Origin of the sequence: Pseudomonas sp. DD1 (genome assembly GCF_044510355.1) — a bacterium.
Lineage (GTDB): Bacteria > Pseudomonadota > Gammaproteobacteria > Pseudomonadales > Pseudomonadaceae > Aquipseudomonas > Aquipseudomonas shahriarae.
The window spans coordinates 152826-177088 of sequence record NZ_MSAJ01000004.1; the positions used below are offsets into that span (position 1 = coordinate 152826).

Genomic DNA, 24263 nt, shown 5'->3' on the forward strand with positions numbered 1-24263 from the left:
GGCGGTGACCCAAAGGTCAGCGGCACGACCAGATTCAATTCGCACAGACCAGAAAGCCGTAACCTTCAGGTAGCGGGCGCGGTGGGGGTGGAGCGTTTCCAGGCGTTTGCTTGCTTGCCTATTGAGGCCGTTACCTCAATTGCCTGGGCATGTTGCGGGATGCTGATAAAGCGATTGTCTTTGAAGAGCCGCATCAGGAACTCGACCACCTGCACCTTCTCGACCAGCAGGGTGAGGTGTGGCCGCTTGTCCTGAGTTGCGTTGGCACGGGCAATCAGCATCAGCACTTCGATGCATTCGTCGATCACTCGCTTGCCGAGTGACTGCTTCAGGTCGCGGGGGATGTTCCGGGTCATCGTTGTGGCCATATGCAGCAGGCCCATCGAAGCCTTGTAGATCGCAAGTTCCGTATGCATTGCCATGAGGCTCGCTCTCCAAGAGCAACCGGCCGCAAGCGGCCGGATTAAATAAGCGAATTAATCAATAAGCTCGCTGCGGACGGGGCGGACACGGAGCTCGTTGAACTTGGCGTGGATGAGCTGATGGCCATCAGCGAAGTCCATGCTGAATACGTTGTTGGCTGAGCGCTGCGAACTCGACCAGTACCAGGTGTCGCGGAACGCTTCAGCGCCGCCTTCCTGGAATGCGGGGTGGATGGTCTGCACCGGGTCTTCTTCGCTGTACAGCAGGCCTACAGGCTCGCTGTTTGGGTTGTCGCCATTGCGCGAGTTCGCCCAGTTCTCTTCGGTGGTCGGCTTGAAGTGGCGGTACTGCAGCTCCTGCACATCGCGCGCCGGGATCGCCCAGTCGTTGTGACCACCAATGCTCAGGGCCAGCGCCTTCACAGCCAGCTCGCTGCCGGCCGCCGCCATGGCCTGGGTGTTGGCCAGGCTGTCGGTGAAGCTGTCGGCACCTTCGATCTTGACGCCGTACTCGCCCCACTTGCCGGCCAGTTCATGTTCGGCACCGGCGGTGATGTTAAGGTGGCGCTTGCCGGTGGACGGGTCACGGGTAATGCCGGTGACGAAGCCGCCGCCGTAGGCCTGGCCGATAGCCGGGATGGTTACTGCAGGTGCTGCTTTCTCAACTGCGGACATGGTGCTTCCTCTTTTCGAAGGCAACAAAAAAGGCGCTGTGCGCCCTGGTGTGCCGGATCAAGAACGAATGGATGAAGGATTAAATAAAGAATCTGCGGACGGGGCGGACACGGAGCTCGTAGCTCTTGCCGTGGCTGAGCTGATTGCCATCAGCGAAGTCCATGCTGAATACGTTGTTGGCTGAGCGCTGCGAAGATGACCAGTAGTAGCAGTCCTGGGCGAACACCTCTGGGCAGTTCACCCAGCAGTTGTACAGCTCGGCAGCGGCCGGCAGATAGAAGTCGTGATGACCATCGGCCTGGTATTCGGCGCATGCGTTGGCGGCTGGATACTGACGCTCGTCATCGTTGCCGATCAGCACCTGGGTGTTGGTGAGGCCGTCGGTCTTGCTGAGGCCCTTCACCTCGACTCCACGGCAGCCCCACTCAAGGCTGCCAACGTCCTTTGCAGAGATGATCAGGTAGTGCGCTGGTACATCGCCGCGGGCATGCACAAACCCGCCATTGATACCGCCCTGGCCTGGCCAGGGCTGGCCGATCTCAGGAACGGCTGACGCCACTACCGGCTGAACATTCGCGGCCGGTGGCAGAGCATGCACGAACAAGCTAGCCGCGAGCAGCTGAATCATACGTTCGGCAGTGCCTTTGATTTTTAGGCCGTCAGCCTCGATAGAAATTGTTTTGGCTTTCATCGGTGTTCCTCGGGTAAGCGCCGCCCTCCGGTTACCGGATGCAGCGAGTAGGGTGGGTTACGCGGGCTCGATGATCTCGTCGCCCGGGTCGTTCTGGATGGCGAGCAGGCTTTTATTGCGGAATTCCCGCGCCACGTTTTCGGATATCTGGAATTCGTGGCGCGGCGGATCAAGCAGGAATATGGCTTTCGAGCCCATCGCGTGCAGGTGATGAATCATCAGCGTCATCGCCTCGCCCTGCTCAGTAATGCCTGACCACTCCATCAGGTCGGCCAGCGCCTGCCGGGTGCCGGGGCGAACCCTGAGCCTCAATTCCTCTTCGGCATTCGCCACGCGCCTCCTGGCAGCCTTGGCCGATCTTTCCTGCACAGTCTTTGCCATGGCCTACCTCTTCTATTCCGCTGGCCGGCAGTGCGAGCCAGGTTTGACGTTTGCGTTGCTGGGTGCGGGCTATGCGGCGCATGAAGTCTTGCCCTGGCGTGCTTTTGGGTAATCGATATCGTGCTCTTCCAGAATGCGTGACAGGGTGCCGTGCGATATCGCCAACATGCCGCACACCCTGCGCCGGGAAATACCCAGCTCTTTGAACGCCCTGATGCGCTCGGCGTACTTGGCATCACGAACAACCGTTTCCGCTTTCCACTTCTCGCCATAGTGGCCGCCGTGGGCGGACCTCTTGAACGAAAACCCAAAATCCTTTGCGAGGTCTCTGAGCGTTCTTGGTGTCATGCCGGTGATGCCCGATACTTCAGCCTGGGTGTGAGTGGGAGCCAAGGCCTTTACCATTTCAGCCTTCTCTGCGCGCTTGTCGTTTCGCACGTCGAGGGGCGCGACTGGCAGGGGCGCGGCTTGAACCCGGCGCCGAACAAACGGCTTTGGCGCCGGCGGCATCTGGTTGCTGTAGGTGATGGGTTTGGGCTTATAGCCGATGGGCGCCGCTTCTTCGATCTGGCCGCCGCCGGCCAGGAACTGGGCGACTTGGGCCGCCAGTTCATCCGAGGCCGGGCGCAACCGCTCGACCAGATTGAGGTGGTTGCTGATCATGCTGCTTTACTCCGCAGTTTCTCCTCATATCCGTCCACCAGCAGCTTGAACTCCCAAAGCTCCTCTTCAAGCTTGTCGATGTAGTTGTCGTCGCGCTTGAATTCCTGCCACCACAACTGGCGTCCGACCGATTCAAGGGCTGGACAGTACATCCCGACGTGCCACCACTTCCGCCCAGTGATCCACATGCAGCCCTGGACCTGATCCATGATTTCGCTGGCGTCGTTGTCGATGTGGAACGACCGAAGTTTTTCAGGGGCAAGGAAGCACTTGTACTCCGAGCCGCCATCTTCGCCGATGAAGCCATCCGCACTGGCGCCAAATGCGCCGTCGTCGGTTTTGACCAGTCCGACCTGAGTGACAATCAAACCAGTTTGAGCTTCATGCTCCATGCGAGCCTGGGGTTCCAGTTCATGACCCCGGCGCATTTGCCAGGTCTCAAAGCCACCATCCAACGGCTTGCCGCTGATTCGCTCTACAGCCAACCGGAAGGCGTAATCCTGCGCCTTGGCGGTTGGTTCGCCCTTGTTCGGGCCCGACTTCAGTTTGGCTCGCGCATCGCCAAACATGCTGGCTGTGATAACTCCGGCTCGCTCCTGGTGCCACTCTTCCGACCCCTGCGCGCAATTCACGATGATCATTCTGGGACCTCCTCAAATTCAACTTCTTCGTCGGCTGGTGGTTCGGGCTGCTGGTCTGCGACGTCCTCGCTATCCGGCTTGACCTCTTCGGTGGCCTTGAGCTTCACTCCGCACGCCACCACTGCGGCCTTGAACAGGTCGTAAGCTGTTGTGTCCTTGGCGTCATTGATGACAGCCACCCCAGCCTTCCAAACTTCTGTCAGTGCGTCGGGCGTGATTGCATCTTCGGCCTGGGTAATCCAGTGAGCGGACAGGGCAGGGTCATGGGGGACTGGTGCGGCCTTCTGGCTTTGCGCCTGAGACTGAGCCTGCTCCTGTGGCCGCAGCTCCTCGGGTAGATCCTCGATGTCCTGCGTGAAGATGTCCGATGCCGCAGTGACGTTGAGCGTCATGGCGATCATGGCCCGCTTGCAGGCCATCTTGAGGATGGTGTTGGCCAGGTCTGCTGGTTCGGTGCGGATCTGGTCGGCCGTATTGCCGTTTTTGTAGTATTTCTTCCGGCGCAGATTCTCCGGAGTGGCGTCCAATTCCGCTTTGCAGATGACGCCGCGCCACTTGTACTTCTCTTCGCTGGACGAGCATTCCCCTACGCCTTCGCCGAGGGCGACGCCAGTCATCTGATGGCGACCAACACAAGTGACCCGGTAGCGCGCTACACCTGGGCCAGACAGATCTTCAATTCGGTATTCCTGCGCAACCCGGAAGGTCACACAAAGCACTTCAGCACCCGGCTTGTATAGGGTTGGTTTCTGGGTGCCTGGGATGGTGCCGTAGTGCGTTTCCCGCTTCATGATGCCCTGCATCACTTCCTGCACCAGGTTAACGCGCTGGCGAATCTCTACGGCCGAGAAGCGGTGGACCTCGGCGGCAGTAAGGCCGGCGCTTTCGCGCGCCGGCATTTGAATGATTTCGTTCATGACGACCTCAGTAAGTGATAGCGATGGCTGGAATCTTGCGCTGAGCAATCAAGGTGACTGCCTGTTTCGCGCATTCCACGGGCATACCGCCAGCGATAAATGCATCCAGCGCAGCGCGGTTGATCTTTGCTTTGTGCGCCTTGTCCGCTTCCCGCGCGGCGGCTTGGCGGTTGATCTCGTCGGCAGCGGCATTTGCCCGGGCGATCTCTGCGAGTCTCGCTCGCTCAGCGGCTTCAGCTTGGCGGCACTCCGAGTCAATGCGCTCTTGTTCTGCACGCTGCTCAGCAGCTACTCGATCTGCTTCGGCCTGAGCCATCGCTTGCTTATGTCGCTGCTCGTCTTCGATCTTCTGTTGCGCGGCGCGCTGCTCCGATTCGATCTTGTCCCGCGCTGCCTGGGCGGCGGCGCGCTCCGATTGCTCAGCAGCCAGCTTCAACTCCAGCTCGCGGCGATCAGCGGCGGCTTTTGCTTCGGATTCACGCTTGGCGGCGGCATCACGCTCTGCCTGTGCACGCTGCTCGGCTTCGCGGCGGGCACGATCCTCTGCTTCACGGGCGATCTGGGCGTCGCGCTCGCGCTGGGCCTGCGCTTCTGTTTCGGCGCGCAGCCTGACCAGTTCCGCCTGTTCGGTTTCATATTTCTGGCGGGTGGCGAGGGTGGTGCGCAACTTGTCCAGAACCTGATCCTTGGTGCGGGCAGCATCAGCCTCGAACTCTTCCCAGTGCTCGCCCATCTTCACCGCCTCAACCGAGGCGATAGACTCAAGAAGTTGCGCGGCGGTGACGTCCGACAGATCCAAGGCAAAATCCGCAATTGCCTGTACGGCATCGACGTGCCGATCCTTGCGAGCTTGCTCGGCGGCTTCCCAGTCAGTCAGCGGCTTGCGAACTTCCTCTTGCCACGTGCTCAGCAGCTCACGAACGCGCTTGCGCTCGGCGTCGATCTTTTTCGGTACATCCTTCAGTTCTGCGACGAGCTCTTTGCCCAGGCTGTCGAGTTTCGTTTTTGATCCCGCCAGGCTGTAAGCAATCGAGCGATACGCGTCTTGGCCCTTTTTGGTTTTCACGTCAGGTGCCGAGGCGTTGAACTTGTCGATTTCTTCACGGACGCTCTGAAGGTATGGGTCCAGGCCGTTAGGGGCGCTGAATACTGCCAGGGCTACTTCTTTGGCTGGCAGGATCGCCAGTTGTTGTTCTGCGGACATGGGGATTCCTTGCCGCGATGCTCGCAGCGATTGAAGGTGTGGGTTATTGAGTGATCAGGCCGCCGATTGCTGGGCCCAGTAGAACGATGGTGAGGAAGGTCAGGCCAACGATGGCCGATAAACAGCGGATGGCGCCGCGCCGGTGCCGCTGGTGGGTGGTCACTCCGAAACCTGCTTTCGCCAGCCCGCGTCGTACAGATTGATGCAGGCTTCCTCCTGGATCTTGAGCTGTGCCAGGTGATCAACACCATGGTGCCCGCCGGGGTGGTCCTTGATAGCGCCAACCATCAGGTTCAGTTCGGCGATGCGCTTCTCTTCCGCGATCTGCTCGGGCGTGCGCACCTGACGGAACATAATTCCATCCATGGACATAGACCCTTCTCGGTCAAGGCCGCTATTCAGCTCGCGCACAAACATGAACGTCTTGCCGTGGCAGAGGATTTCGTGCCGCTCCCAGTCAGTCCAGTGTTCGAACTTCAGGTCACACACCGTCCCAACAGGCGGAAGGCCTTCGCCGGTCCATGGTTCAGGCTTGGCAATCTGAAGGTAGGAGTTGCTCATGCAGCCAAACCCCATTTCCCACTCACCATTCCGGAAGTACTGGTAACTGCCAGAGTTTCCCCCGAAGCACTTAACCCAAAGACCTGAATGCGGGTTGATGTGGGTAGCGCCTTCCGGCTTTTTGGTCAGATCGATCTTCATGACACCCTCGCAATCAGCATGCCGCGCCGCTGAGTGATGCGAACCCGCTCTGGCAGATCCGCGACCAAAGAAAAGCCCTGACGGTGCAGGGCTTGTTTAAGTGCTTTGTGGTTTCGGGCGATGATTGCGATCACGCTTGCTGTCCTTGCCTGCGCTCGTAGATACGGTGCAGGCGTTCGGTGTAGTAAAGATCCTCGGCAATGCTGATAACGCCCAGCGTGCGAAAGATCAGGATTGCAGTGTTGGCCGAGGCCTTCACCGCAACTGCGCTGCATTCGGGGTCGATCACGCGAGCGATGTACCCTTCAAGCATGCCAACGGCCAGATCGTGCTGGCCGCTCATGCTGCAAACCTCCGCTCTCGGCTCTTGCGCGAGTCAATCTCGTGCCACAGCGCCACGGTGATCTGTGGGCCGTACTGGTGAGCCAGCACCGGCAGCACGTATTCCGGCACATCCATCCGCACGCCGTCTTCGTCGTAGCAGATGCCCGAAACCAGCTTGAATTCCAGCTCGCGACAGCCCTGGGCGTCCCAGTCGCTATCCCAAGTTCCCGGCCGTGCAGGCTCGTTAACGCAATGGGTCACCTCCACCTGGAGGACAAACCCCTCAACAACTATTTCGTGTTCCATGATTGCCTCCAGGGTGGCGGGTTAGTCGTAGTAGTCCTGATCGGCCAGGTACTCGGAATGCTCACTCACAAGCCACTCTTCCATCGAGGCGATCTCAGATTCAGTCATGAAGCTGGTGTCGTCTTTCGATTCCCACTCGATTTCGCAGTGCCCGTGATACTCATCGGGATCAGCGGCCTGCGAGCTGAAGTTGCCTTTCGAGGCCGAGAAAGAGACAACGGTCAGGTTGACGGCAATGTCCTCGCCATCCTTGACCGTCCAATATTCGTAAGTGCGGGCCATGGCGACCTCCAGTGTTTGGGGTTAGGCGGAACGGGCGGCGAGCATGGCGTCTGCCATTTGGTAGGCACACACCGCAACGCCCTCATTGATGCTGTCCCAGCCATCTTCTTGAAAGTAACCATCAGCGAACGCTGTCCAGGCCGTAGGGAGTGCCTGGGCGGCGAAGTAGTCCCGCAGGCTCATGCCGCCACACTGCGCATTGCCAGGCTCAGGAAACGCCGAACCGCCATCTTCAATATTCATGACTCTCTCCATTCGTTGGTTCACCTGTATTCGTCAACACTCATGCCTCCCGCTGGTTGCCGATGGGCGCGGGGGAGGAGTGCTGACGGGTAGAGGCGCGTAAAAAAGCCCAGTCGAAACCGGGCTTTTCCCTCTTTACGTACAAGCCTGCCGGGCGCATGTGGCGTCGGGCAGCTATTGGCTAGTCCATGGTGAAACCCTCCGTTGTTCGTTCACTGGGAAGGCAGTGGCCACCTATTGAATCAATCCGCATGTGCGGGCTGCTGCTACCTTTCGGCTCCCTCCCGGCGGGATGTGCAGTGGGCCCCGGGGTTGATGCAGGTCCATGCATTCCGTTTCAACCGCTGTGACTAACAGCTACGCGGACTGCAGCGGGTCCTAATCCTCTTTCAGCATCAAGCCATGCTCAATGCAGAACTGGATTTCTGCGTCGTATCCGGCTCGGTTCAGAGCCTGCTGGCCGTTATGGTCGTAGATGACTCGGTGGTGGCCGGCGCCGCTCTTCCGTGGCGTTCGCTCAACCGTATACCCATGGCGCTGGTAGCAGCCGTTGGGGCTGTTTGGGTTAGGCATTGTCTTGCCCTCATTGATTACTCGGCTTCCAAATACCTCCAGGGGGACTAGAGGCATTTGTGAAACCAGATGCCTACCTGAATCAGCAGGGAGCCATCTGCACCCGGTCACGCTACTGGCGTCAGGCCGGGGTGGTTCGTCATAGTTGCTGCGGGTTATTCGATTTCGAGGCGAGCAATAGCAGCCCGGTACGCTACTGCGTTATTGCGCTCAAGCTCGGCCTGTTCGTGATTGCCCTCGACCTCGTTGATTGGCGCGTTCTTCTCGCAAATCTCAGCGCTGATGGTCAGTTGGGCGATTGCTGATGCATGCTTCATGGTGTCTCCTTGCTTGGTTGGACTTAGGAGCCCCGCACAGGCAAGCCGTTCATGCGGGAGTGGGACGCCGCCAGCGCTCGATAACAACCAATTCTGACGGTGATGCAGGGGGCGGCCTTGCGCCGTGTGGACTCATCCGCATCCCGCTGCGCACTCTGTGAATGCGCAGAAGTGATGCTTTCGATCATGCTGCGACTTGCGCTGCGGCCTTCTGAATGCGCTGAAGGTTTCGCAGGTAATACAGGGAGGCTTCGATCTCGATATCCGAGAGGTCGCGACCAAGCTCGCTGCGGCGGATGCCGATGGAGAAGATCACGCTGCCATGGGATGGCCCCATGCCGTAGCTGCATTCAACAAATTGGCCGTGCCAGTGCGCGTAGCTCTTGGTGCCGAAGTACACCTTCTTCAGCACGACCGCGCCATTGGCGAGATCGTCGACAGCCTTTTGAAGTGCGAAAGCCCTGTCGTCGCCGGCTTTATCGTAGGAGCCACGAATCTCAAGCACCGACTCGGCAATCTTTAGCGCATCCAGGTCAAGGCCGTCGGCCGATGCTGCAATCAGCCGATTCGTTTCTGCCAGATCCTTGCTCAGGCTGGCCAGTTGCTTCTTGTGTCGATCGTTTTCTTCGCCGATCAGCGTGTTCAGGCTGATTCGCTGCCTTTCCAATTCTGCAAGTTTCATGTCGCGCACCTCTGTTCGGTTGATTTTCCGGATGACCCTGTCGCCAAGGTCATCGAGGAAATCTGTGTCTCCACCACGCGCATCGCCCGATTCATATCTCTAGTCGGCGTCACACATTTCGTGGACGGTGTTCTTCGCCGACCGGCTTGCGTGGTTTCGCGTACTCGCATCTGGTGAGCACGGCCAGTTCCAGAGCTGGCGTGGAGATCGAATTTATTGTTCGCACTGTGCCCGTTGCCGGGGATCGATCTGCGAAGGTCCTGAGCTGTTAAAGAGCGGCGGGCTGTGAGGCCCTTCGCAGTGGCTGTGTATTGCTGCGATGGAGTAAATATAAGTGAGCTTATTTTATTCGTCAATAAGCATGCTTATATATTTTCTCGTGGGCGATAAAAAGCCCGCTCAATGGCGGGCTCAGTTACGCATCGCAGTATTCTCGCCAGCCGATCCTGACGGTTCCGCCCTCCAGGGTCTCGACACGGACGCCGGCTGTTTCGCTGATCTCATCCAGAAGGCGTTGCCAGTCTTCGGGAGCTTCATGCTCAAGCCTACACACTGTCACCGCCTGGTACTTTTGAACGCCTGGAGAGGCGATCAGGGCCTGCAGGCGACGGCCTGCCGACTCGTAGGAGGATGGTGGTTTCGAGGTGGTAAACGCTGGACTTTGCATGCGACTCTCCTGGTCGTTACTGTATGCATGTACAGTATTGATGCCTGGAGATATTGGCAAGCTGCATTTTGACGGAAAATGCATTTATGCATAAATGATCTAAAGGCGACTTCCCTTCGCGCAAGAAAAAGCCCGCGAAAGCGGGCTTTGTTGACCTGACGGGCTCAGTCGCTGATGGGTGGGTACTTGCCGCTCACCGAGTCCCTATAAACGATCTCGCTGAATAGCCTGGGGCCGTCGCGCATCGTGACCAGGGCTTGCTTGGCCTCTTCCTTGGTTTCAAATGGGCCAGCACCTACAGCCAGGCCGATCATCGAAACAACCGGAAGCCCGGTTCCGGTAATAGCTTCAATGGTGCGTTGCTGCTCTTCTGCGTCACGGCAGGTAGTCGAGGCGACCCAGCCGTTTTTCAGCCGGGGCACGGCAGCGGGCTCGATGTCTGCACCGCAGTGCTTGCATTTGATTGCAGCGTTTTTGATGCTCTCTGCACACATAGGGCAGGGGCGAGTATCTTTCTCTGCCTGGGAAATGGCGGGGGAGCCTTTACCGACCAGAAAAACCATGAGCAGCCCGGCGAGCGCAATCACTCCGCCAACAATGGTGTGGATCTGGCGGTCAGCCATCAACCCCAGGTTATTCACCCGACCTCCAGCGCCAGTCGGCACGGAGACATCCATACTCAGTGCGAAGATCAGCCAGCACACGCCGACGATCAGCGCGAACGCCCCAAATCCTTTCATTGGATCCCTCCCGTAGTTGAGCCCGCACTTTACCATTCGTGGCGCACGGCCACCATTGGAGGGATACGGGTTGAGATAGGCTAGAGGGCGTCAGCCGCGGCCCGCTACGGGGGTTTCCGCATACTCACAGAGCACGGTGAAACCTTCCCACAGAGAGGGGATATCGTGCTTGTGATATTTTGACCCTGGGCGCAGAAAGACTCGCAGCAATTGGCTGTCATGCGCCGTGAAGGTTGATATGGATATTTCTCCGGGACGCGCCTGCAACTTAGACATGAGGTGCTGAGCCGCTATGCGCGCGTCTCCCGATCCGCTAGACATTGTGTCCTCCGAGTAGGCTGACTTGCAGTTTCTCTAAAATAGGACGGATAGGCAGGAAGAAGGTTCGCTGATTTTCTGGGCCAAGAGAGTCAGTGCCGCCAGCGAACAATAGTCCAACAGCGTGGCGTAGGCCACCTCCGTCAATCTGAACAATTAGAGATCCAGAGTCTCCAGGCTGGCCGAATGGGACATTCTCCCCGTGGATTACCCATACGTTCTCAAAAAGAATGCGGCCCTGGAACCCAAAGTTAGGAGCTGAATAGCTGATTTCGACAGGCATAAGCTCTTGGCCAACAATCTTTCCTCTGGTGTGGCCCGTCGTCCGACCAACCTTTTCGACAACCATTCCATCCAATGGGTCAACGATTGAAGTAGGGGTGTCGTAAACACCTCCCTGGCTCGACGAGACATTCGCGGTCTGAAAAATTTCGAAGATTGCCGCGTCCGAATTTCGGGACACGTCAACGTTGCCCTGAGTGCCTATCGCCATATCCAGAACGGTCTTGTGAAATCCAAGGGTGAACGGATTTACCCCGCCCGGCCCTACATCAAGTACTCCAGGAGCCAAAATAGGCAGACCTACCTGAGAATGGTTGCAAAGACCGGTAACATGGTTATTTGAAAGGCCGTGAATGACACCGGCGGCGTCAACGACTAGTGCCCCGAGAGTACCGGCGGAATGGGAGTTTCCGGGAGAAATAGAAGATCCGCAGGCATAGCGATTTGCCCCTCCAGCCAATATCATGCTCGCCGCAGCACCATGGGCGATCTGGTTGTTTTTACCAATTTCCTCAACAACGCCCTGGGGATATGCGATTCCACAATTAAGGATGCTGGACGGAAGGGTCTTCAGGTCCTTTCCGGTGACTTTGCGTTTGGTGTATAGGTAGATGGTCCGGGATGCTTCATTAAAAGCGATAGATAGCAGCTCCTTCTGCCTCATCATGGACTCAAAATCAGTACTAGCTTTGATAGCTGTAGCTGTAGCATTGATAGACGCCTCCAATGCTCCTGCCACAGGTCTCATGATTCCATGTTCAACGGCCCATTTTCGAATCGAACACGCTACATCAAAGGTGCTTGGTTGCGGTGCATTAGGCATTGCTAGAGTCCATGTGGTATGGCTCTTGGACAATTCCGTCTCGTCCATGAGCGTTAATTATCTTTATGTTCGAGCTGCGGTGGCTGGCGCTGCTTGCGGAGTTGAGCATGAATCTCTGTAGCATCCCGCCACGCCATGCCACGCGCCTACTCAGGCTTACGGCGATTTATTTGCCCGGCCTTAACCTCATCCGCATACCCGGCAAGCTTGTCCTCTGTCTCTTGAAAGCTCAGTGCGAGCTTCATCAGATCGTTGGCGCCCTGCTCATCGCCCGCCGCCAGAAGCCGCTTGGCAAAGACAAACAGATCGACGCCTGACCACTTTAGCAGGGCCGCAGCCTCTTTCAGGTCGCGGCGCAGCTGCTGGTTGGGCTTGGTCAGGGCCATCACGGCCTCCGCACTCAGTAGTGGAATTTCTGGGTGGCCTGGACAACTACGCCAACTATCCGGCAATTCTCATCAAAAACTTCAGTCGGATATCCGGGATTCAGCGGCTTTAGGTAGAGCCTGCCACCATCACTTACCAGCTTCTTGAAGGTCGCCTCATTGCTGTCTGGCAGCTTGGCCACGACAAGTTTGCCCGGTGTCGCTTCGACTTCGGTATCTACCAAGATTAGTGACCCCTGGGCAATGCTCGTGCCGACCGGAGAAGTCATTGAGTCGCCTTTGACCTCTAGCCAGAACGCCGGGCCTTTCGAGTTGTACTCAGAGTACTCGTAGCGATCCGATACGCCGGCAGGGTAGGGCTCGACCGCCTCAGCCCATGAGCCGGCAGAAACCCAGCTGATCACTGGATAGCGGAAACTCTGAGGATTCTGGGCAGCCGGCGATACGTTCGACTCTTCCTTTTTTAAGTCAATGACCATGGGACCAATATCGTCCGACAACCAAATAGCACTCACGCCGCATATATGGGCGAATTTTGGAAGGTGTGCGCTTTGAAGGTTCTTGCCTGTCTCCAGCTGGGAGATCAGGGGCTGTTCAACACCGGAAACCGTCGCCAGTTTTGCCTGGGTCAGCTTCGCGTGTTTCCGCGCTTCTTTTAGACGTTCTGCAAGTGTGCTCATGCACATGAATTTATAAGTTCCCTTATCAGCTTGCAAATAAGCCTGCTTCTACTTAGGATATAAGCAGGCTTATCAGGAGGGCTCTCATATGACCCCTATCGAAAAGCTCGTCGACTTCTTCGGCGGGCAAACCAAAACCGCTTTAGCGCTCGACGTTTCCCAGGCAGCAGTTTCGTACTGGGTTGCCGGGATTCACCCGATGCGCGCCGAAAAGGCCTTCAAGGCTGAAGAGCTGACCGGCGGGAAGATTACCGCTCGCGAGCTGTGCATGCCCCAGAAGCGCGCCAGATCCGCCGCCTGACATCCCTGTTCGCCGTTCCATTGAAGCCAGATTAAAAGAGAGCAGTCCCCATGCAAACGTCCAGTTCCAGACACACCGTACAAACCCGTGATCAGGTTCTGGTCGCCCATGCTCAAAACCAGATCGCCCGTACTAGCTTGAGCCAGGACGATTTCGCCCAGGCCTTGAGCCGCGAACTGCACCTGTCGATTCCTGATCGCGCTAAGAAGAAAGAGGTCCCGGACTTCAATTCTCCGGAACTGACCGCCGACGTAAATGAGTTCGTGAAGGCGACCGGTCGCTGGCTCAAGCGTGTACAGCGCTGGCTGAACGGCGATCAGGAAATGCCGTCCTGGCTTGAAGAGTCGTGGGTCAACGCCCTTGAGCCTGAATTCCGCGACCACTGCCTGAACGAACTGGCGAGCCGCCACGGCCTGACCGGCGCCCGCCAGATGACCAGCGACCAATGCGCGAACAAAAGCTTCGGCGCACTGATCCGCGCCCTTGGCGATGTGATCGACACCGGCAGCGAAGTGTTTGACGACCAGGTGATGTGCGAGCAGGACCTGCCGCACTTGCCAGCGTTCGCCAGGCAATGCCGCCAGGTTGAAGCGAAGGCGGGGGAGTTGCGCCGCAAGGCTGAAGCATTGATCAACGGCAAGCCTGCACTGAAATCCATCGCCTGAATTCCAGGCACAAAAAAGCCGACGTACGAGGTCGGCTTCTTCTACAGCTGTTTGCGGAGTTGATTATGCATAAAGAACCCGATCCAGACAACCCACAAGGCGCGCCACGTTTTTCGATGCGCGAATTCGTGGCGCGCACTGAGTTCAAGAAAGTCTCCCGTGTGATTGGTCACGTCCTTTCCGACCTGGGCGAATCCTCCATCGTCGAGTCAGGTACCCGTGAGTACCACCAGATCGAAGCCATGAAGGCTGCGCAGATGGTAGGGCACCAGTTCACTCATGAAGCCAAGAAACAGTCCAAGCGCGATTGCCTGGGCCATCTGATCGCATCGCTTGCACCGAACGGCTCCAGCAAGAACAAGGCGCTTTCTGTATGAGCAACGTCATTCAACTGAAATCTACCGGGGGATTCACCCGGATGAACAACGACCTATATGAAGCCCTGATTGGTGCCGACCTTTCAGGACGCGAGCTGCGTGTCGCCCTGGCGATCCACAGGCTTACCAGCGGCTACAACAAGGAAGCGGTGAAGGTAGCGGCCCTCTACATCTCTAAAATGATGTACAGCGACGAGGAGAAGGCTGTGTCGGAGCGTGCAAACGTATCCCGAGCAATCAACTCCCTGATCCGTCAGCGGGTTCTGTTTCGTGATGGCGGGAGTCGTGATCCGATCACTTTCCTACCTGTAAGTGAATGGAAAATAGACCCCAAATCCACCGTGTTGAAATCTACACACTGTGTAGAAAACGCACCTTCCACTGTGTCGAAAATTACACACATAAAAGACAGAAATACAAATCTAACTGCTAACGCAGTTGTCGCCGCTGACGCTCCGACCGGCGAGGATTTGGAATCTGAACCGGAACAGCAGGCCCCCCCAGAACCTGATCAACCTCCTGCAGCCAAGGTTGATCGAATCCCATACGGCCGAATCGCTGAGATCTACAACACCGTCTGCGGCGAGAAGCTGCCGAAGTGCCTGAAGCTTTCGACCAAGCGCAAGAACTTGATCAAGGGCTGCTGGAACCTGGAGATCAACGGAGTTCACCCCTTCCGCAAGGGTGAGTTCTGGACTGCGTACTTCACCGATTGCCTGACCAACAAGCACTGGATCGGCGAGAACGACCGTGGCTGGACTGCTGACATTGAGTTTCTGACCCGCCAGGACAAGGTCCTGAAAGTGTTGGAGGCTCTATGATTACTGACCGCCCACTGGTTGCGATGGAAGCGGAGTACGGCGTTGTCGGCTCCCTGTTCATCAAGCCCGATCTGATTGAATCAATCGGCGCCATGGTCAGCCCGACCGACTTCTACGACCAAGACGTTGCTGAGATTTACACGCTGATCCTTGCCGCCCGTTCCGCTGGCCGCCCAGCAGACCCCGTTTCGATTGCCGACATTCGCCACGAGCTGTCCAGCGGCGAACTGACCATGATCCGAGCCTCGGAGATTTACAACGGCGTGCCCAGCGCCGCGAATGGTCTTGAATACGCCCGTATCGTGGTAGAGCGCTCCAAGGCCCGCAAGGTCGCGGAGATCGGTCAAGCCATCATCGACATGGCGAGCCACGCACGACCATTGGCCGGGATCATCGCGGACGCTCAAGAGGCCGTCCTGGCCCTGAACAGCGAAGACGACGAACCGGATGTGATCAGCCTGCGTGAAGCCCTTGGTCCAGTCGTTGACGAAATGGACGCTCGCTTCAACGGTGAAGGCATCAACGGACACGCGACGGGCCTTAAGGATCTGGACGAGTTGGTCCAAGGCCTGCGCGGCTCACACGTCATCATCATCGCTGGGCGCCCAGGCACTGGCAAAACCACGCTGGGACTTGGCATCGCCGAACAACTCACCATCCGCGAAAGCAAGTCAGCGCTGGTCTTCTCGCTCGAAATGTCCGCCAAGGAGCTATCCAAGCGCAGTCTGGCGTCTTCGTCGGCGGTGACGCTCGGGAGTATCGATACCGGCCAGGCCATGGGCAACGGCGAATCGATCACGCGCATTACTGGCGCCGTAAGCCGTATGCACTCTGCCGATCTGCGCATCTGCCAGAAGGGCGGCCTGCCGCTGAGCCGCATCCGCAACATCGCCCGTTTTCAGCACCGCGCCAAGCCGCTGGATTTGATCGTCATCGACTACATCGGTCTGATCGCGCCCGAAGCAAGCTCGCGTCAACAGAACCGGAACCTTGAGCTCGGAGCCATCAGTCGCGGCATCAAGGCGATGGCCAAGGAACTGGATATCCCGATCATCGTCCTGGCCCAGCTCAACCGCAGCATCGAAACGCGCTCGACGAAGAAGCCTCAAATGTCCGACCTGCGCGACTCCGGCGAGATCGAGCAGGACGCCGACATCATCATGATCGCTCACCGCGACGCTGATTCGGACCTTGGGCGCAGTGGCGTGACCGAGATCGACGTGGTGAAGCACCGCCACGCATCGGTCGGGCACTGCTTGCTCCAGCACCAAGGCGAGTTCGCACGCTTCGTCAACTACGCCGGGCAGCGCGAGCAGCAGCAGGAAGCCGCCGCGCCACCGCCTCGCAAGTCCTCAAAATCCCTTTTGAACGACTTCAACCCACGGGGTGGCTTCTGATGAACGAATCCAGACAGCAACAGATTCTCGCCGGTCAGTCCTCGATCGCTCAGAAGGTTTTCACCCTGGTTCCCATCCAGGCGGCCTGGAGCAATCACGAAATCCACGGTGCCGCCCTCACAGCCAAGGCCACCGGCGCATCGCCCTACGCCATTCGCCGCGCCCTGGGCGAACTCAAGGAAGCCGGTCTGATCCGTGAGCCGGTTGGCGGCAAATTCCAGCGCGACGCATCGACCCCCAAAACAATCAAGGAGCAAGCCGTGACCCAGGTAGCCAAGCAAGCCGTTGTTTCGATCAAGAAGTCCGAAGGCGCCCTGGATGTTCTGGCCAGCCTTTCCGGCGAAGTCGTGAGCCTGGCTGATGATTTCAGCAAGCGCATGAAGGCGCTCGCCAGTCGCATCGAAGAGGTGGCTCTGTCCGTGGAGGCTGAGCGCGAAACCAACGCAGCGGCCGTGGGAAAGCTGAAACAGTTGCAGGAACTGCTGAAGGGGATATCGCAATGAAAGCGTCAAGCAAAGTATTTGCCCGCATGCTCGATACCGCTCTCTTGGCCGGCCTTGTGCTCGGCAACGCAGACGTTAGGGTGTTCGCCTTCTGGATGGTCAGCATCATGGTCGTTCTGATGTTTATGGGGTTGCTTGTCGTGACCCCAGAGCTGGCCGAAAAGATCCAGGGGCGTTCGATCATTAAGAAGGCTTTCGGCGTGTTGGTGCATGCGCTGTACGTCGTAGCTCTTATCTACGCTGGCTTTCCGATTCTGGCGGCCTTGTACGCAACCGCTGCATCCGTGATTCGGATTTCCGCTGAGGCGAAGCTGGCTCCGCAGGTGAAGCCATGACTTTCAACAATGGAAAACTGAAGCCTGTCATCGAATACATCCTGAAGCAGGAAGCGCAGGAGTCTCTGGATAGCGGTGATCAATACGACGCGGCCTATGCGATCTACGACGCCGAGGTAACTCCTGCTTCGGTACTGGCCCTGATCGCCGAGAACGAGCTCTTGCGTGACTCCCCGCATATGCGGGCCATCCGCTCGCTGAGAGGTGACTGTGCCGACCTGATGGCTGAGCGCGACCAGCTCAAGGCCGAGAACGAGTTGCTTGCGTCGAGCCGCGCAAAGCTGGCGGGAGAACTGAGCCGCCTGCGCGCCAAGCACAAAGACTGGTCTGTCGACGCCGCCGTGGGCAAGGGAGAGCGGTCATGATCAACGTCATCCACAAGCCGCGCCACTTCTGGACGGCTGGCCCCTCCCGAGTTCGTGAAGTCCTGCGACTGGCCTATCTGTTCGCAACCGAGCTATCTGCCGTCGGCGCCGTCGAGGTGATCGTCCGGCCGGTCAAGTCACGTCGCACCCTGGAACAGAACGCCAAGCTGTGGGCAATGCTGGGCGACATCTCCCGCCAGGTTGAATGGCCCGTCAACGGAGTGATGCAGAAGCTCGACAGCGAGGACTGGAAGGCCCTGATGACCGCTGCAGCGCGCCAGGAGATCCGCATGGCCCAGGGCATCAACGGCGGCGTAGTGATGCTGGGGGAGAGCACCAAGCGTATGACCGTGGCCGAACTGGGCGACGTCATCGAGTGCATGTACGTCTTCGGCGCCGAGAAGGGCGTGATCTGGAGCGAACCGAAGGGTCAGATGCCCGAGCAGTGGGAGCAGGCAGCATGAGCCATAACTTCAAGCCGGGCGACCTGGCGCTCATCGTCAATTCAGGTGCTCCTGAAAATATTGGCAAGACAGTGCGTCTTGTTGAGTTTGTGGCGCCGCATGGAGAGGGTTTTATACACGAAGGCGTGATGTTCAATCCACGCCCCGTGGACACCTGGATAGTCGAGTCTCTGGATGGATCAAAGAGCCTTGTCGGAGGCTACATTCAGCGAAACATTATGGTCAGTTCCGGGCCGTGCCGACAGAAATGGCTCATGCCCCTGCGCGGCGACTTCACCCATGAGCAGCAGAAAGCCAAGGAGGCCGAGCCATGCGCGTAGCCATCGAGAGGAAGGCGCCAAAGCCCAAGACCTGCAAGAACCCAGCATGCAGGGCCTCATTCGTCCCGCAGCGCCTCGGTCAGGCGGTGTGCAGCCCTAAGTGTGCGTTGGCCACCGTAGAGGTACAGAAGGCCAAGGAGAAAAAGTCGCTGGCCCTGGCCGGTCGGCGCGAGATCAAGGTGCGCAAGGAAGCGCTCAAGACCCGGGCGGACCACCTCAAAGACACGCAACACGCTTTCAATGCCTGGATCCGCCAGCGGGACGCGGGGCAGCCCTGCATTAGCTGCGGGACCACGGCTGATGTTCAGTACTGCGCCGGCCACTACAGGACGACTGCAGCCGCCCCAGAGCTGCGCTTCGAACCACTCAACGTAAACCTTCAGTGCAATCGCAACTGCAACATGGGCAAGTCCGGGAACCTTCTGGGGTATCGGCCTGGCCTGATCGAGAAGATTGGCATTGAGGCCGTGGAGTGGCTTGAAGGACCCCATGAGCCAAAGAAGTACACCGTGGAAGAGCTTAAGGCGATGGCCGCCGAATACCGGGCAAAGACCAGAGAACTCAAGAAGGGGCAGGCAGCATGAACTACCAAAACGTAATTTCTGCAGTCGTCCGCGCCCTTGCAGCGGAAACCATCAACAGCGCCGGAGGGTGCAACGTCGAGCCTCGAGTGCAGACCAGCAAACTGAAGGGGGAGATCACCGGCAAGGATGCGGCCCTACTTGCTGACTGCATCGTGCACAAGCTTCTGCATGCCCAGCTTAGCCCGCGCCACTGGAATGCATTGGTAGCCAAGTACAGCACCCACCGTGGGAGAAAGATAGATTCCATCGGCCGGCTTGTCGCAGTTGTGCCTTCGCCGGCGCCACTGCGCTTCACTCAGCAGGCGGTGCTGGTCTGGGCTGTGCCGCATCAGTCGAAAGGCATCAAGCGCGCCGTGGCAGAGGTCAAAGCTCCGAAGCATCGGGAAAACAAGGAAGATGGCCAGTGGGACTGGCGCAACAAAGCGGCCGACGCAGATGTAGCGCGCGCTAACAAGCACGCCAGGGCAGTGGCCGAAAATAAGCCGGGAGAGATGATCGTACTTGCCGAGTCGAACTACGACATGACGAACTGGGATACCCAAGGCCTGACGGAGCGCACCTATCAGCGCTGGAACAAGAGCATCAAGGGAGCGCTGGAGTCGATGGTGGATGAGGCTTTGGTCGATGCACAGCACATGCTTGAGGCCGTAGGGGTTCTGTCTGGTGAGGCCGCATGAAAATAGTCCCTCAAAAGGGCTTGCAATATCATGTCGCCATGTCGCATTATTCACCCATCCTGTCATTCCTGCGTGTGTAGGACTGACTAAAAAGAACCCGGCCGCCGCGCCGGGTTTTTTATTGCCTGAGTTTCACCTGTAGCCAGGACAGCCTTCGGGAAGGCCTGGGCGTCGATAGCCGGACAGTGCGACGTACGAGAACAACCCCGGCAGCCCGCGCACCCTTACCTCAATGCTTATGGGGTGGCGCGAGACAGGAACGGCGAGATCGGTGCATGGGGGCGTCGACGCTGGGATCGTCTTTGGCAGACAGCACGGAAAGACGCGCGAACCTATTCAGGGCCTCGAGATTGATCGGGGCCTTTTCGTTTTCGGCTCCACCACACCCATTGCTCCGAGCTGGGAGTGCTGTGTGAGCCGATTCAATTCCCAAACATGCCCCACGGAGTAGAGCGCATGGAGTATCTACAGCGCCTGCTCGACAAGATCGACAGGTTCGAATTGTTGATTGCGGGCCTGATTGGGGCCGTTGTCGCAAGCTGGTGGCACAAGGATGACTTGTCCGACTGGCGCGCTTGGATGGTGTTCTTGATCACTGGTGTGGCCTGCTCGCTGTATTTGACGAGCATGGTGAGCACTTACCTGAATGTCACTGAGCCGAAGATCGTCGCCGGCATTGGCTTTCTCCTGGGCACGTTCGGCGGTTCGCTCCTTGCAGCAATCAACCGAGCCATCAAAGCCGCTGACCTCTGGGCGCTCATCCGCCAGCGGTTCGGGGGAGGCAATCCACCATGAATCTTGAACTGATCAACTCTATCGCCTGCGGCCTGATCGCGGCGTGGGCGACCTGGTGCGTACTGAGCGGGAAGGTGAGAGACGGCATCCTTGGCAAGCTGATCTACTCGGCCATCGCCATCAGTGGGTTCGTTGTCATGGCCCGCAGTCAGAACATCTTCTTCGGGCCGACAACGGCAGGACTGACGCTGCACGTCGCTTTAGCCCTGGCCGGTGCCCGCCATATCTTCATGGTCACGTACTGGCAGCCGGTTAAAGCCTGGCTTTGTCGGACGCTGAACTGCGAGCACTGCATGAGCTGCCCCAAGGCGCCCGGTGGTGTCGAGCGGCGCGGCAAGTAACGGACACGCTTCATCCACAATCAGCCTGTGCGCAGGCCGGAGGCTTTATGAGTACTGAATACCAAGTTCGCCCAGTCACCCGTTATGTTGTGACCCGATACGAAGCCACGTCGAATAACGATGGATCTCAGGTCGGCGCCGCTTCCAGTGTCATCGGTGAGTTCGCCAATGGGCACATCGCCGATGACGTTGCTGACGGGATGGTCGCCAAGGACATCGCCGCCGGGATAATTTCCCTGCGCAGCCGGCACGGGCTCTCACTAGGAGAGGTTATTTCCGGCAAGCAATCCGCCGAGGGAGCGTCTCTGCTTTTGCTGGTTAAGTACCTCTATCGGATTTTGCCCGAGGGAGACCTTGCGGGTGGCGAAGTAACTGTTGTCTTCACACTGAAGGGTCGGCCGGTGTTTAGCGAGACGATCAGCGGCAAGACCTTGTCTCCCTACAATCGTCGAATACGCAGCACTGAAGGCGGCTTCCCGGAGTTTGACGCGCATCACTGGGTATCGACAGAAAAAGATACTCAGTTCAGCTATGACCTGATCCCTTGATCCGCGCCACGTTATCGAATGCGCCAAATCGTGGCGCGGGATATGAGGTAGACATGAGTATCAAGAAACAGCTGATTCACTTCAACGACATCCAGCTCACCTTGTCTGTGGATGACCTGAAGGCAGCGCTGATCGCCAAGTACGGTGATGCAGCTGTCGAGGTGCTGGTAGACGGAGTGATCCTTCAGAATGCCACCTATTCGACCTACTACCCGGATGACGGCGTGACTTTCGCCTTTGCTCAGCCGCTGGAAGGGCACAACACATGAGTGACCAATCAGGCGAGCACGTCCACTACTGGGATGACGGCCGAGGACGGCGGGAAGTGATCATCGACGGGAAGCCTGTTACCCACGTGTTCTGGTGCGACACAAAGGCCGGTATCGCAGTTGTCGCCGACCAACCGCTCAAGGCTACCGACGGCGAGACGGTCGACTTCCACCCTGTATGGGGTGAGATCGGGGTCATCTATTGCGGCGGCTACGTCGGCACCAACAAGACATTCCGCATGGGAGAGGGGTCGGTATTCAATGAGTAAGGTAACCCGCCTGCGCCACGCGCTACCGATGAGCCATGACATCAACGCTGCTGTGAATGCTCTCGACAAGGCCATTTCCGAAGCTGTGAACGCTGCCAAGGCTGCCGGGCTGCCCCAGGGCCTGATCGTTGGATTGCTCTGCGGCCATGCTCATGCACAAACCCATCAGATGGTGACCGTATGACCGTCAAGGTTCTGGAGTTCAAGCGGGAGGACTGGCGCGATGCCGCCAAGACCCTACGCAAGATTGCCGATGACCTTGATGCCGGCGAGCATCCCGAATGCACCGTAGGCGCCTTGACGCTTATCGGCGCGAAGGGAGAGGTGACCGTGTTCGGCCTGGGCCCGAAGTGCGATGACTTGCAATGCCTGGGTGCGATGCGCTTGGGTGAGCAGAAGCTGATCGATGTGCTGCTCGATAATGCGGAAGGGTAGGTGTGCCGCAGGTGAGTGCGGCACGGGCCGATCACTCAGACTTCAATGCTGCCTGAATCTTGTCAGCGTACGCAGATAGGTGGTCAAGCTCCCGTACGAGGCTGGTATCCCCACTGGATGCTTTCGTGAGAATGAGTTCGAGGGCAGCGCTAACCGCGATACTGCGTTTATCCGACGCGGCGCCATTGTTGTATTTCACTGGGTCGAGAATTGCCATATTTCTTTCCTTCCGTTGAGTTGATCCTCACCAATACCGGCAACGCGCTACTATTTCAAGCATCAGAGAGAAGCCATGACAGCCAAGCAACCCGACTGGGAGGCAATCGAACGCGCCTACCGGGCTGGTTCGCTTTCCATCAGGACTATCGCTGAGCGCCAAGGCGTTAGCGACACCGCAATCAGGAAGAAAGCCAAGGTCCAAGGGTGGGCGAGAGACCTTTCTGACCAGGTGCGCAAAGAGGTTCGCAGCAAGCTGGTTCGCGGAGAGGTTCGCAACGACCAAGGCGCGAACTGCGAACTTGACGCCGAGATCATCGAAGAGGCCGCAGAAGAAGGGGCTCGGGTGGTTCGCAGCCATCGCCGAGACATTCGCAAGGCCACGAACCTTGCGAACCTGCTGATGGATGATCTGCTCAACACCATCCAGCGCCGCGAAGAGATCGAAGACGCGATCATCGACGAGACTGACGAGGACAATAACGGGATGCGCCGGGCCTCGATGCTCGCTGCTGTCGCGCTGCCCAGCAACTCCAAAACCCTGTTCCAGCTTTCCTCTGCAATGAAGAACCTGCAAGTTCTGGAGCGTCAGGCATTCAGCCTGGACGAGAAGGAGAAGACGGACGACGCCGACGAGATCTCGAAGATGATGGACGAATTATCACAGGACGCCTGATATGAAACCCGAGCACATGAAGCTGCTTCGGGATCGGTTCTGGCGACTGAATAATCTCTATTTCATCACCGACAAGCAGGGAAAGAAGGTTCGCTTCCGCATGACGCAGGAGCAGATCGATTACTTCCAGGGGATGCATACCCGGAACATTATCCTGAAAGCTCGTCAGCTTGGCTTTACAACTCTGGTGTGCATCGTCCAGCTGGATGCGGCGCTGTTCGAGGCTGCGAAGTGCGCCTTGATCGCTCACACACTGAACGACGCGAAGCGCCTTTTCCGGGAGAAGGTCAAGTACGCCTACGACAACCTGCCGAAAGAGCTCCGTGCTGCCAACCCAGCGCGAAATGACGCCGCCGGCGAGCTGGTGTTCAGCAAGGGCGGTTCACTTTACGTTTCCACCTCGTTCCGTGGCGGCACGCTGCGCTACCTCCACGTATCCGAGTTCGGGAAGATCTGCGCCAAGTTCCCACACAAGGCACGGGAGATCGTCACTGGTGCTTTCGAGGCTGTCGCTGCTGAGTGTTTCGTCACCATCGAGTCGACGGCCGAGGGCCGGGCCGGGTATTTCTTCGATTACAGCCAGTCAGCAGAGCGACAACAGCTTTCCGGTGTGCCGCTAGGCCTGCTCGACTGGAAGTTCTTTTTCTTTAGTTGGTGGAACAACAAGGCCTACAGCCTGGATTCCACCGACGTGGTGCTGCCGCAACGTCTGACTGACTATTTCAACGAACTGCACGTCAAGCACGGGATCGTCACCAATGACGGCCAGCGCGCCTGGTATGCAGCCAAGGAGAAGACGCTCGGCGACGACATGAAGCGGGAGTACCCCTCAATCCCGGTTGAGGCCTTCCAGCAATCGGTCGAGGGTGCTTACTACGCCCAGCAGTTCACCAAGCTGTATGCCGCTCAGCGCATCGGCACTCTGCCCGACAACAGCCACCTGCCGGTGATGACCATTTGGGACATCGGTGTGAGCGACTCCACCG

At 58.1% G+C, this 24263-nt stretch carries 43 protein-coding genes; 21 read left to right on the top strand and 22 right to left on the bottom strand.

What is annotated here, in order from left to right; genetic code table 11:
• Positions 1-65: 65 nt before the first annotated feature.
• The 21 genes from PSFL_RS03845 to PSFL_RS03945 form a co-directional block, all read right to left on the bottom strand.
• On the bottom strand, positions 66-422 hold the full coding sequence (locus tag PSFL_RS03845) for a four helix bundle protein (protein ID WP_092235990.1): 357 nt from the start codon (positions 420-422) through the stop codon (positions 66-68).
• 54 nt (positions 423-476) lie between these two features.
• A complete protein-coding gene (locus PSFL_RS03850) occupies positions 477-1097 on the bottom strand; it encodes a DUF1566 domain-containing protein (protein ID WP_397469696.1) in 621 nt (206 codons plus the stop codon).
• A 79-nt stretch (positions 1098-1176) separates the two neighbouring features.
• A complete protein-coding gene (locus PSFL_RS03855) occupies positions 1177-1788 on the bottom strand; it encodes a DUF1566 domain-containing protein (protein WP_397469697.1) in 612 nt (203 codons plus the stop codon).
• Between the two features lie 57 nt (positions 1789-1845).
• Positions 1846-2169: a hypothetical protein gene (locus PSFL_RS03860; RefSeq protein WP_397469698.1), complete on the bottom strand. Its 324-nt coding sequence runs from the start codon at positions 2167-2169 to the stop codon at positions 1846-1848.
• 69 nt (positions 2170-2238) lie between these two features.
• Entirely contained in the window at positions 2239-2832 is a 594-nt protein-coding gene (locus PSFL_RS03865; protein ID WP_397469699.1) for a hypothetical protein, read from the bottom strand.
• On the bottom strand, positions 2829-3473 hold the full coding sequence (locus PSFL_RS03870) for a lambda exonuclease family protein (protein WP_198791149.1): 645 nt from the start codon (positions 3471-3473) through the stop codon (positions 2829-2831). Before PSFL_RS03870 ends, PSFL_RS03865 begins: the two co-directional genes overlap by 4 nt.
• Positions 3470-4390: a hypothetical protein gene (locus PSFL_RS03875; protein ID WP_397469700.1), complete on the bottom strand. Its 921-nt coding sequence runs from the start codon at positions 4388-4390 to the stop codon at positions 3470-3472. Before PSFL_RS03875 ends, PSFL_RS03870 begins: the two co-directional genes overlap by 4 nt.
• A 7-nt stretch (positions 4391-4397) precedes the next feature.
• Complete coding sequence (locus PSFL_RS03880; protein WP_397469701.1) at positions 4398-5594, bottom strand: hypothetical protein; 1197 nt, start codon at positions 5592-5594, stop codon at positions 4398-4400.
• A 159-nt stretch (positions 5595-5753) separates the two neighbouring features.
• Entirely contained in the window at positions 5754-6296 is a 543-nt protein-coding gene (locus PSFL_RS03885) for a hypothetical protein (RefSeq protein WP_397469702.1), read from the bottom strand.
• Positions 6293-6430: a hypothetical protein gene (locus PSFL_RS03890; protein WP_397469703.1), complete on the bottom strand. Its 138-nt coding sequence runs from the start codon at positions 6428-6430 to the stop codon at positions 6293-6295. Before PSFL_RS03890 ends, PSFL_RS03885 begins: the two co-directional genes overlap by 4 nt.
• Entirely contained in the window at positions 6427-6639 is a 213-nt protein-coding gene (locus tag PSFL_RS03895) for a hypothetical protein (RefSeq protein WP_397469704.1), read from the bottom strand. Before PSFL_RS03895 ends, PSFL_RS03890 begins: the two co-directional genes overlap by 4 nt.
• A complete protein-coding gene (locus PSFL_RS03900; protein WP_397469705.1) occupies positions 6636-6926 on the bottom strand; it encodes a hypothetical protein in 291 nt (96 codons plus the stop codon). Before PSFL_RS03900 ends, PSFL_RS03895 begins: the two co-directional genes overlap by 4 nt.
• A gap of 21 nt (positions 6927-6947) precedes the next feature.
• Positions 6948-7208, bottom strand: a complete 261-nt coding sequence (locus PSFL_RS03905) for a hypothetical protein (RefSeq protein WP_397469706.1) — start codon at positions 7206-7208, stop codon at positions 6948-6950.
• A 21-nt stretch (positions 7209-7229) separates the two neighbouring features.
• Positions 7230-7451, bottom strand: a complete 222-nt coding sequence (locus PSFL_RS03910; RefSeq protein ID WP_397469707.1) for a hypothetical protein — start codon at positions 7449-7451, stop codon at positions 7230-7232.
• Positions 7452-8179: 728 nt separating this feature from the next.
• Positions 8180-8341: a hypothetical protein gene (locus PSFL_RS03915; RefSeq protein ID WP_169877739.1), complete on the bottom strand. Its 162-nt coding sequence runs from the start codon at positions 8339-8341 to the stop codon at positions 8180-8182.
• A gap of 184 nt (positions 8342-8525) precedes the next feature.
• Positions 8526-9023, bottom strand: a complete 498-nt coding sequence (locus PSFL_RS03920; RefSeq protein WP_397469708.1) for a hypothetical protein — start codon at positions 9021-9023, stop codon at positions 8526-8528.
• Between the two features lie 415 nt (positions 9024-9438).
• Positions 9439-9690 carry a DUF1654 domain-containing protein gene (locus PSFL_RS03925; RefSeq protein ID WP_397469709.1) on the bottom strand — a complete coding sequence of 84 codons (252 nt, stop codon included), beginning with the start codon at positions 9688-9690 and terminating at the stop codon, positions 9439-9441.
• A gap of 164 nt (positions 9691-9854) precedes the next feature.
• The gene (locus tag PSFL_RS03930; protein WP_397469710.1) at positions 9855-10430 is read right to left on the bottom strand and encodes a hypothetical protein; all 576 of its coding nucleotides are present in this window, start codon (positions 10428-10430) and stop codon (positions 9855-9857) included.
• A gap of 313 nt (positions 10431-10743) precedes the next feature.
• Entirely contained in the window at positions 10744-11901 is a 1158-nt protein-coding gene (locus PSFL_RS03935; protein WP_397469711.1) for a hypothetical protein, read from the bottom strand.
• A gap of 98 nt (positions 11902-11999) precedes the next feature.
• A complete protein-coding gene (locus PSFL_RS03940; RefSeq protein ID WP_397469712.1) occupies positions 12000-12239 on the bottom strand; it encodes a hypothetical protein in 240 nt (79 codons plus the stop codon).
• 14 nt (positions 12240-12253) lie between these two features.
• The gene (locus tag PSFL_RS03945) at positions 12254-12925 is read right to left on the bottom strand and encodes a LexA family protein (RefSeq protein ID WP_397469733.1); all 672 of its coding nucleotides are present in this window, start codon (positions 12923-12925) and stop codon (positions 12254-12256) included.
• Positions 12926-13007: 82 nt separating this feature from the next.
• Between PSFL_RS03945 and PSFL_RS03950 the strand changes: the two genes are divergently transcribed.
• From PSFL_RS03950 to PSFL_RS04040, 19 genes are all read left to right on the top strand, one after another.
• Positions 13008-13220: a transcriptional regulator gene (locus PSFL_RS03950; protein WP_397469713.1), complete on the top strand. Its 213-nt coding sequence runs from the start codon at positions 13008-13010 to the stop codon at positions 13218-13220.
• 50 nt (positions 13221-13270) lie between these two features.
• Positions 13271-13885 (top strand): hypothetical protein, encoded by a 615-nt coding sequence (locus PSFL_RS03955; RefSeq protein WP_397469714.1) that lies wholly within the window; start codon positions 13271-13273, stop codon positions 13883-13885.
• Between the two features lie 65 nt (positions 13886-13950).
• Positions 13951-14262 (top strand): hypothetical protein, encoded by a 312-nt coding sequence (locus PSFL_RS03960; protein ID WP_397469715.1) that lies wholly within the window; start codon positions 13951-13953, stop codon positions 14260-14262.
• Positions 14259-15083 carry a replication protein gene (locus PSFL_RS03965; protein ID WP_397469716.1) on the top strand — a complete coding sequence of 275 codons (825 nt, stop codon included), beginning with the start codon at positions 14259-14261 and terminating at the stop codon, positions 15081-15083. Before PSFL_RS03960 ends, PSFL_RS03965 begins: the two co-directional genes overlap by 4 nt.
• Positions 15080-16480, top strand: coding sequence for a DnaB-like helicase C-terminal domain-containing protein (locus PSFL_RS03970; protein WP_397469717.1), 1401 nt, complete (start codon positions 15080-15082; stop codon positions 16478-16480). Before PSFL_RS03965 ends, PSFL_RS03970 begins: the two co-directional genes overlap by 4 nt.
• Entirely contained in the window at positions 16480-16983 is a 504-nt protein-coding gene (locus tag PSFL_RS03975; protein ID WP_397469718.1) for a hypothetical protein, read from the top strand. The genes PSFL_RS03970 and PSFL_RS03975 overlap by 1 nt, the downstream gene beginning before the upstream one ends.
• Positions 16980-17318, top strand: coding sequence for a hypothetical protein (locus tag PSFL_RS03980; protein ID WP_397469719.1), 339 nt, complete (start codon positions 16980-16982; stop codon positions 17316-17318). Before PSFL_RS03975 ends, PSFL_RS03980 begins: the two co-directional genes overlap by 4 nt.
• On the top strand, positions 17315-17683 hold the full coding sequence (locus PSFL_RS03985; protein WP_397469720.1) for a hypothetical protein: 369 nt from the start codon (positions 17315-17317) through the stop codon (positions 17681-17683). The genes PSFL_RS03980 and PSFL_RS03985 overlap by 4 nt, the downstream gene beginning before the upstream one ends.
• A complete protein-coding gene (locus PSFL_RS03990) occupies positions 17680-18147 on the top strand; it encodes a recombination protein NinB (RefSeq protein WP_397469721.1) in 468 nt (155 codons plus the stop codon). The genes PSFL_RS03985 and PSFL_RS03990 overlap by 4 nt, the downstream gene beginning before the upstream one ends.
• A complete protein-coding gene (locus tag PSFL_RS03995; protein ID WP_397469722.1) occupies positions 18144-18467 on the top strand; it encodes a hypothetical protein in 324 nt (107 codons plus the stop codon). Before PSFL_RS03990 ends, PSFL_RS03995 begins: the two co-directional genes overlap by 4 nt.
• Positions 18458-19051, top strand: coding sequence for a recombination protein NinG (locus tag PSFL_RS04000; protein WP_397469723.1), 594 nt, complete (start codon positions 18458-18460; stop codon positions 19049-19051). The genes PSFL_RS03995 and PSFL_RS04000 overlap by 10 nt, the downstream gene beginning before the upstream one ends.
• Entirely contained in the window at positions 19048-19728 is a 681-nt protein-coding gene (locus PSFL_RS04005; protein ID WP_397469724.1) for a hypothetical protein, read from the top strand. Before PSFL_RS04000 ends, PSFL_RS04005 begins: the two co-directional genes overlap by 4 nt.
• A 456-nt stretch (positions 19729-20184) precedes the next feature.
• Positions 20185-20523: a hypothetical protein gene (locus PSFL_RS04010; protein WP_032859704.1), complete on the top strand. Its 339-nt coding sequence runs from the start codon at positions 20185-20187 to the stop codon at positions 20521-20523.
• Complete coding sequence (locus PSFL_RS04015; protein WP_397469725.1) at positions 20520-20864, top strand: hypothetical protein; 345 nt, start codon at positions 20520-20522, stop codon at positions 20862-20864. The genes PSFL_RS04010 and PSFL_RS04015 overlap by 4 nt, the downstream gene beginning before the upstream one ends.
• Before the next feature lie 47 nt (positions 20865-20911).
• Complete coding sequence (locus tag PSFL_RS04020; RefSeq protein WP_397469726.1) at positions 20912-21412, top strand: hypothetical protein; 501 nt, start codon at positions 20912-20914, stop codon at positions 21410-21412.
• A gap of 53 nt (positions 21413-21465) precedes the next feature.
• The gene (locus PSFL_RS04025; RefSeq protein WP_397469727.1) at positions 21466-21681 is read left to right on the top strand and encodes a hypothetical protein; all 216 of its coding nucleotides are present in this window, start codon (positions 21466-21468) and stop codon (positions 21679-21681) included.
• On the top strand, positions 21678-21950 hold the full coding sequence (locus PSFL_RS04030) for a hypothetical protein (RefSeq protein ID WP_397469728.1): 273 nt from the start codon (positions 21678-21680) through the stop codon (positions 21948-21950). The genes PSFL_RS04025 and PSFL_RS04030 overlap by 4 nt, the downstream gene beginning before the upstream one ends.
• Positions 21943-22134: a hypothetical protein gene (locus PSFL_RS04035; RefSeq protein ID WP_397469729.1), complete on the top strand. Its 192-nt coding sequence runs from the start codon at positions 21943-21945 to the stop codon at positions 22132-22134. Before PSFL_RS04030 ends, PSFL_RS04035 begins: the two co-directional genes overlap by 8 nt.
• Positions 22131-22385, top strand: a complete 255-nt coding sequence (locus PSFL_RS04040; protein ID WP_021491149.1) for a hypothetical protein — start codon at positions 22131-22133, stop codon at positions 22383-22385. Before PSFL_RS04035 ends, PSFL_RS04040 begins: the two co-directional genes overlap by 4 nt.
• Before the next feature lie 31 nt (positions 22386-22416).
• On the opposite strand, the gene PSFL_RS04045 is transcribed toward PSFL_RS04040, so the two are convergent.
• A complete protein-coding gene (locus PSFL_RS04045; protein WP_397469730.1) occupies positions 22417-22602 on the bottom strand; it encodes a hypothetical protein in 186 nt (61 codons plus the stop codon).
• A gap of 75 nt (positions 22603-22677) precedes the next feature.
• Between PSFL_RS04045 and PSFL_RS04050 the strand changes: the two genes are divergently transcribed.
• Complete coding sequence (locus PSFL_RS04050; RefSeq protein ID WP_177024642.1) at positions 22678-23277, top strand: hypothetical protein; 600 nt, start codon at positions 22678-22680, stop codon at positions 23275-23277.
• 1 nt (position 23278) lies between these two features.
• On the top strand, positions 23279-24263 hold a 985-nt coding region (locus PSFL_RS04055), incomplete at its 3' end, for a terminase (RefSeq protein ID WP_397469731.1).

Coding starts and splice junctions, on each gene's coding strand:
- PSFL_RS03910 (WP_397469707.1), bottom strand. CDS start 7,451: ATGAATATTGAAGATGGCGGTTCGGCGTTTCCTGAGCCTGGCAATGCG.
- PSFL_RS03950 (WP_397469713.1), top strand. CDS start 13,008: ATGACCCCTATCGAAAAGCTCGTCGACTTCTTCGGCGGGCAAACCAAA.
- PSFL_RS03925 (WP_397469709.1), bottom strand. CDS start 9,690: ATGCAAAGTCCAGCGTTTACCACCTCGAAACCACCATCCTCCTACGAG.
- PSFL_RS04005 (WP_397469724.1), top strand. CDS start 19,048: ATGAACTACCAAAACGTAATTTCTGCAGTCGTCCGCGCCCTTGCAGCG.
- PSFL_RS03965 (WP_397469716.1), top strand. CDS start 14,259: ATGAGCAACGTCATTCAACTGAAATCTACCGGGGGATTCACCCGGATG.
- PSFL_RS04020 (WP_397469726.1), top strand. CDS start 20,912: ATGAGTACTGAATACCAAGTTCGCCCAGTCACCCGTTATGTTGTGACC.
- PSFL_RS03855 (WP_397469697.1), bottom strand. CDS start 1,788: ATGAAAGCCAAAACAATTTCTATCGAGGCTGACGGCCTAAAAATCAAA.
- PSFL_RS03895 (WP_397469704.1), bottom strand. CDS start 6,639: ATGAGCGGCCAGCACGATCTGGCCGTTGGCATGCTTGAAGGGTACATC.
- PSFL_RS03935 (WP_397469711.1), bottom strand. CDS start 11,901: ATGGACGAGACGGAATTGTCCAAGAGCCATACCACATGGACTCTAGCA.
- PSFL_RS03945 (WP_397469733.1), bottom strand. CDS start 12,925: ATGTGCATGAGCACACTTGCAGAACGTCTAAAAGAAGCGCGGAAACAC.
- PSFL_RS04030 (WP_397469728.1), top strand. CDS start 21,678: ATGAGTGACCAATCAGGCGAGCACGTCCACTACTGGGATGACGGCCGA.
- PSFL_RS03985 (WP_397469720.1), top strand. CDS start 17,315: ATGACTTTCAACAATGGAAAACTGAAGCCTGTCATCGAATACATCCTG.
- PSFL_RS04045 (WP_397469730.1), bottom strand. CDS start 22,602: ATGGCAATTCTCGACCCAGTGAAATACAACAATGGCGCCGCGTCGGAT.
- PSFL_RS04015 (WP_397469725.1), top strand. CDS start 20,520: ATGAATCTTGAACTGATCAACTCTATCGCCTGCGGCCTGATCGCGGCG.
- PSFL_RS03960 (WP_397469715.1), top strand. CDS start 13,951: ATGCATAAAGAACCCGATCCAGACAACCCACAAGGCGCGCCACGTTTT.
- PSFL_RS03915 (WP_169877739.1), bottom strand. CDS start 8,341: ATGAAGCATGCATCAGCAATCGCCCAACTGACCATCAGCGCTGAGATT.
- PSFL_RS04040 (WP_021491149.1), top strand. CDS start 22,131: ATGACCGTCAAGGTTCTGGAGTTCAAGCGGGAGGACTGGCGCGATGCC.
- PSFL_RS03995 (WP_397469722.1), top strand. CDS start 18,144: ATGAGCCATAACTTCAAGCCGGGCGACCTGGCGCTCATCGTCAATTCA.
- PSFL_RS03850 (WP_397469696.1), bottom strand. CDS start 1,097: ATGTCCGCAGTTGAGAAAGCAGCACCTGCAGTAACCATCCCGGCTATC.
- PSFL_RS03900 (WP_397469705.1), bottom strand. CDS start 6,926: ATGGAACACGAAATAGTTGTTGAGGGGTTTGTCCTCCAGGTGGAGGTG.
- PSFL_RS03905 (WP_397469706.1), bottom strand. CDS start 7,208: ATGGCCCGCACTTACGAATATTGGACGGTCAAGGATGGCGAGGACATT.
- PSFL_RS03870 (WP_198791149.1), bottom strand. CDS start 3,473: ATGATCATCGTGAATTGCGCGCAGGGGTCGGAAGAGTGGCACCAGGAG.
- PSFL_RS03845 (WP_092235990.1), bottom strand. CDS start 422: ATGGCAATGCATACGGAACTTGCGATCTACAAGGCTTCGATGGGCCTG.
- PSFL_RS04050 (WP_177024642.1), top strand. CDS start 22,678: ATGACAGCCAAGCAACCCGACTGGGAGGCAATCGAACGCGCCTACCGG.
- PSFL_RS03940 (WP_397469712.1), bottom strand. CDS start 12,239: ATGGCCCTGACCAAGCCCAACCAGCAGCTGCGCCGCGACCTGAAAGAG.
- PSFL_RS04010 (WP_032859704.1), top strand. CDS start 20,185: ATGGAGTATCTACAGCGCCTGCTCGACAAGATCGACAGGTTCGAATTG.
- PSFL_RS03865 (WP_397469699.1), bottom strand. CDS start 2,832: ATGATCAGCAACCACCTCAATCTGGTCGAGCGGTTGCGCCCGGCCTCG.
- PSFL_RS04035 (WP_397469729.1), top strand. CDS start 21,943: ATGAGTAAGGTAACCCGCCTGCGCCACGCGCTACCGATGAGCCATGAC.
- PSFL_RS03875 (WP_397469700.1), bottom strand. CDS start 4,390: ATGAACGAAATCATTCAAATGCCGGCGCGCGAAAGCGCCGGCCTTACT.
- PSFL_RS03920 (WP_397469708.1), bottom strand. CDS start 9,023: ATGAAACTTGCAGAATTGGAAAGGCAGCGAATCAGCCTGAACACGCTG.
- PSFL_RS03970 (WP_397469717.1), top strand. CDS start 15,080: ATGATTACTGACCGCCCACTGGTTGCGATGGAAGCGGAGTACGGCGTT.
- PSFL_RS03885 (WP_397469702.1), bottom strand. CDS start 6,296: ATGAAGATCGATCTGACCAAAAAGCCGGAAGGCGCTACCCACATCAAC.
- PSFL_RS03955 (WP_397469714.1), top strand. CDS start 13,271: ATGCAAACGTCCAGTTCCAGACACACCGTACAAACCCGTGATCAGGTT.
- PSFL_RS04025 (WP_397469727.1), top strand. CDS start 21,466: ATGAGTATCAAGAAACAGCTGATTCACTTCAACGACATCCAGCTCACC.
- PSFL_RS03975 (WP_397469718.1), top strand. CDS start 16,480: ATGAACGAATCCAGACAGCAACAGATTCTCGCCGGTCAGTCCTCGATC.
- PSFL_RS03880 (WP_397469701.1), bottom strand. CDS start 5,594: ATGTCCGCAGAACAACAACTGGCGATCCTGCCAGCCAAAGAAGTAGCC.
- PSFL_RS03860 (WP_397469698.1), bottom strand. CDS start 2,169: ATGGCAAAGACTGTGCAGGAAAGATCGGCCAAGGCTGCCAGGAGGCGC.
- PSFL_RS03990 (WP_397469721.1), top strand. CDS start 17,680: ATGATCAACGTCATCCACAAGCCGCGCCACTTCTGGACGGCTGGCCCC.
- PSFL_RS03980 (WP_397469719.1), top strand. CDS start 16,980: ATGAAAGCGTCAAGCAAAGTATTTGCCCGCATGCTCGATACCGCTCTC.
- PSFL_RS04000 (WP_397469723.1), top strand. CDS start 18,458: ATGCGCGTAGCCATCGAGAGGAAGGCGCCAAAGCCCAAGACCTGCAAG.
- PSFL_RS03930 (WP_397469710.1), bottom strand. CDS start 10,430: ATGAAAGGATTTGGGGCGTTCGCGCTGATCGTCGGCGTGTGCTGGCTG.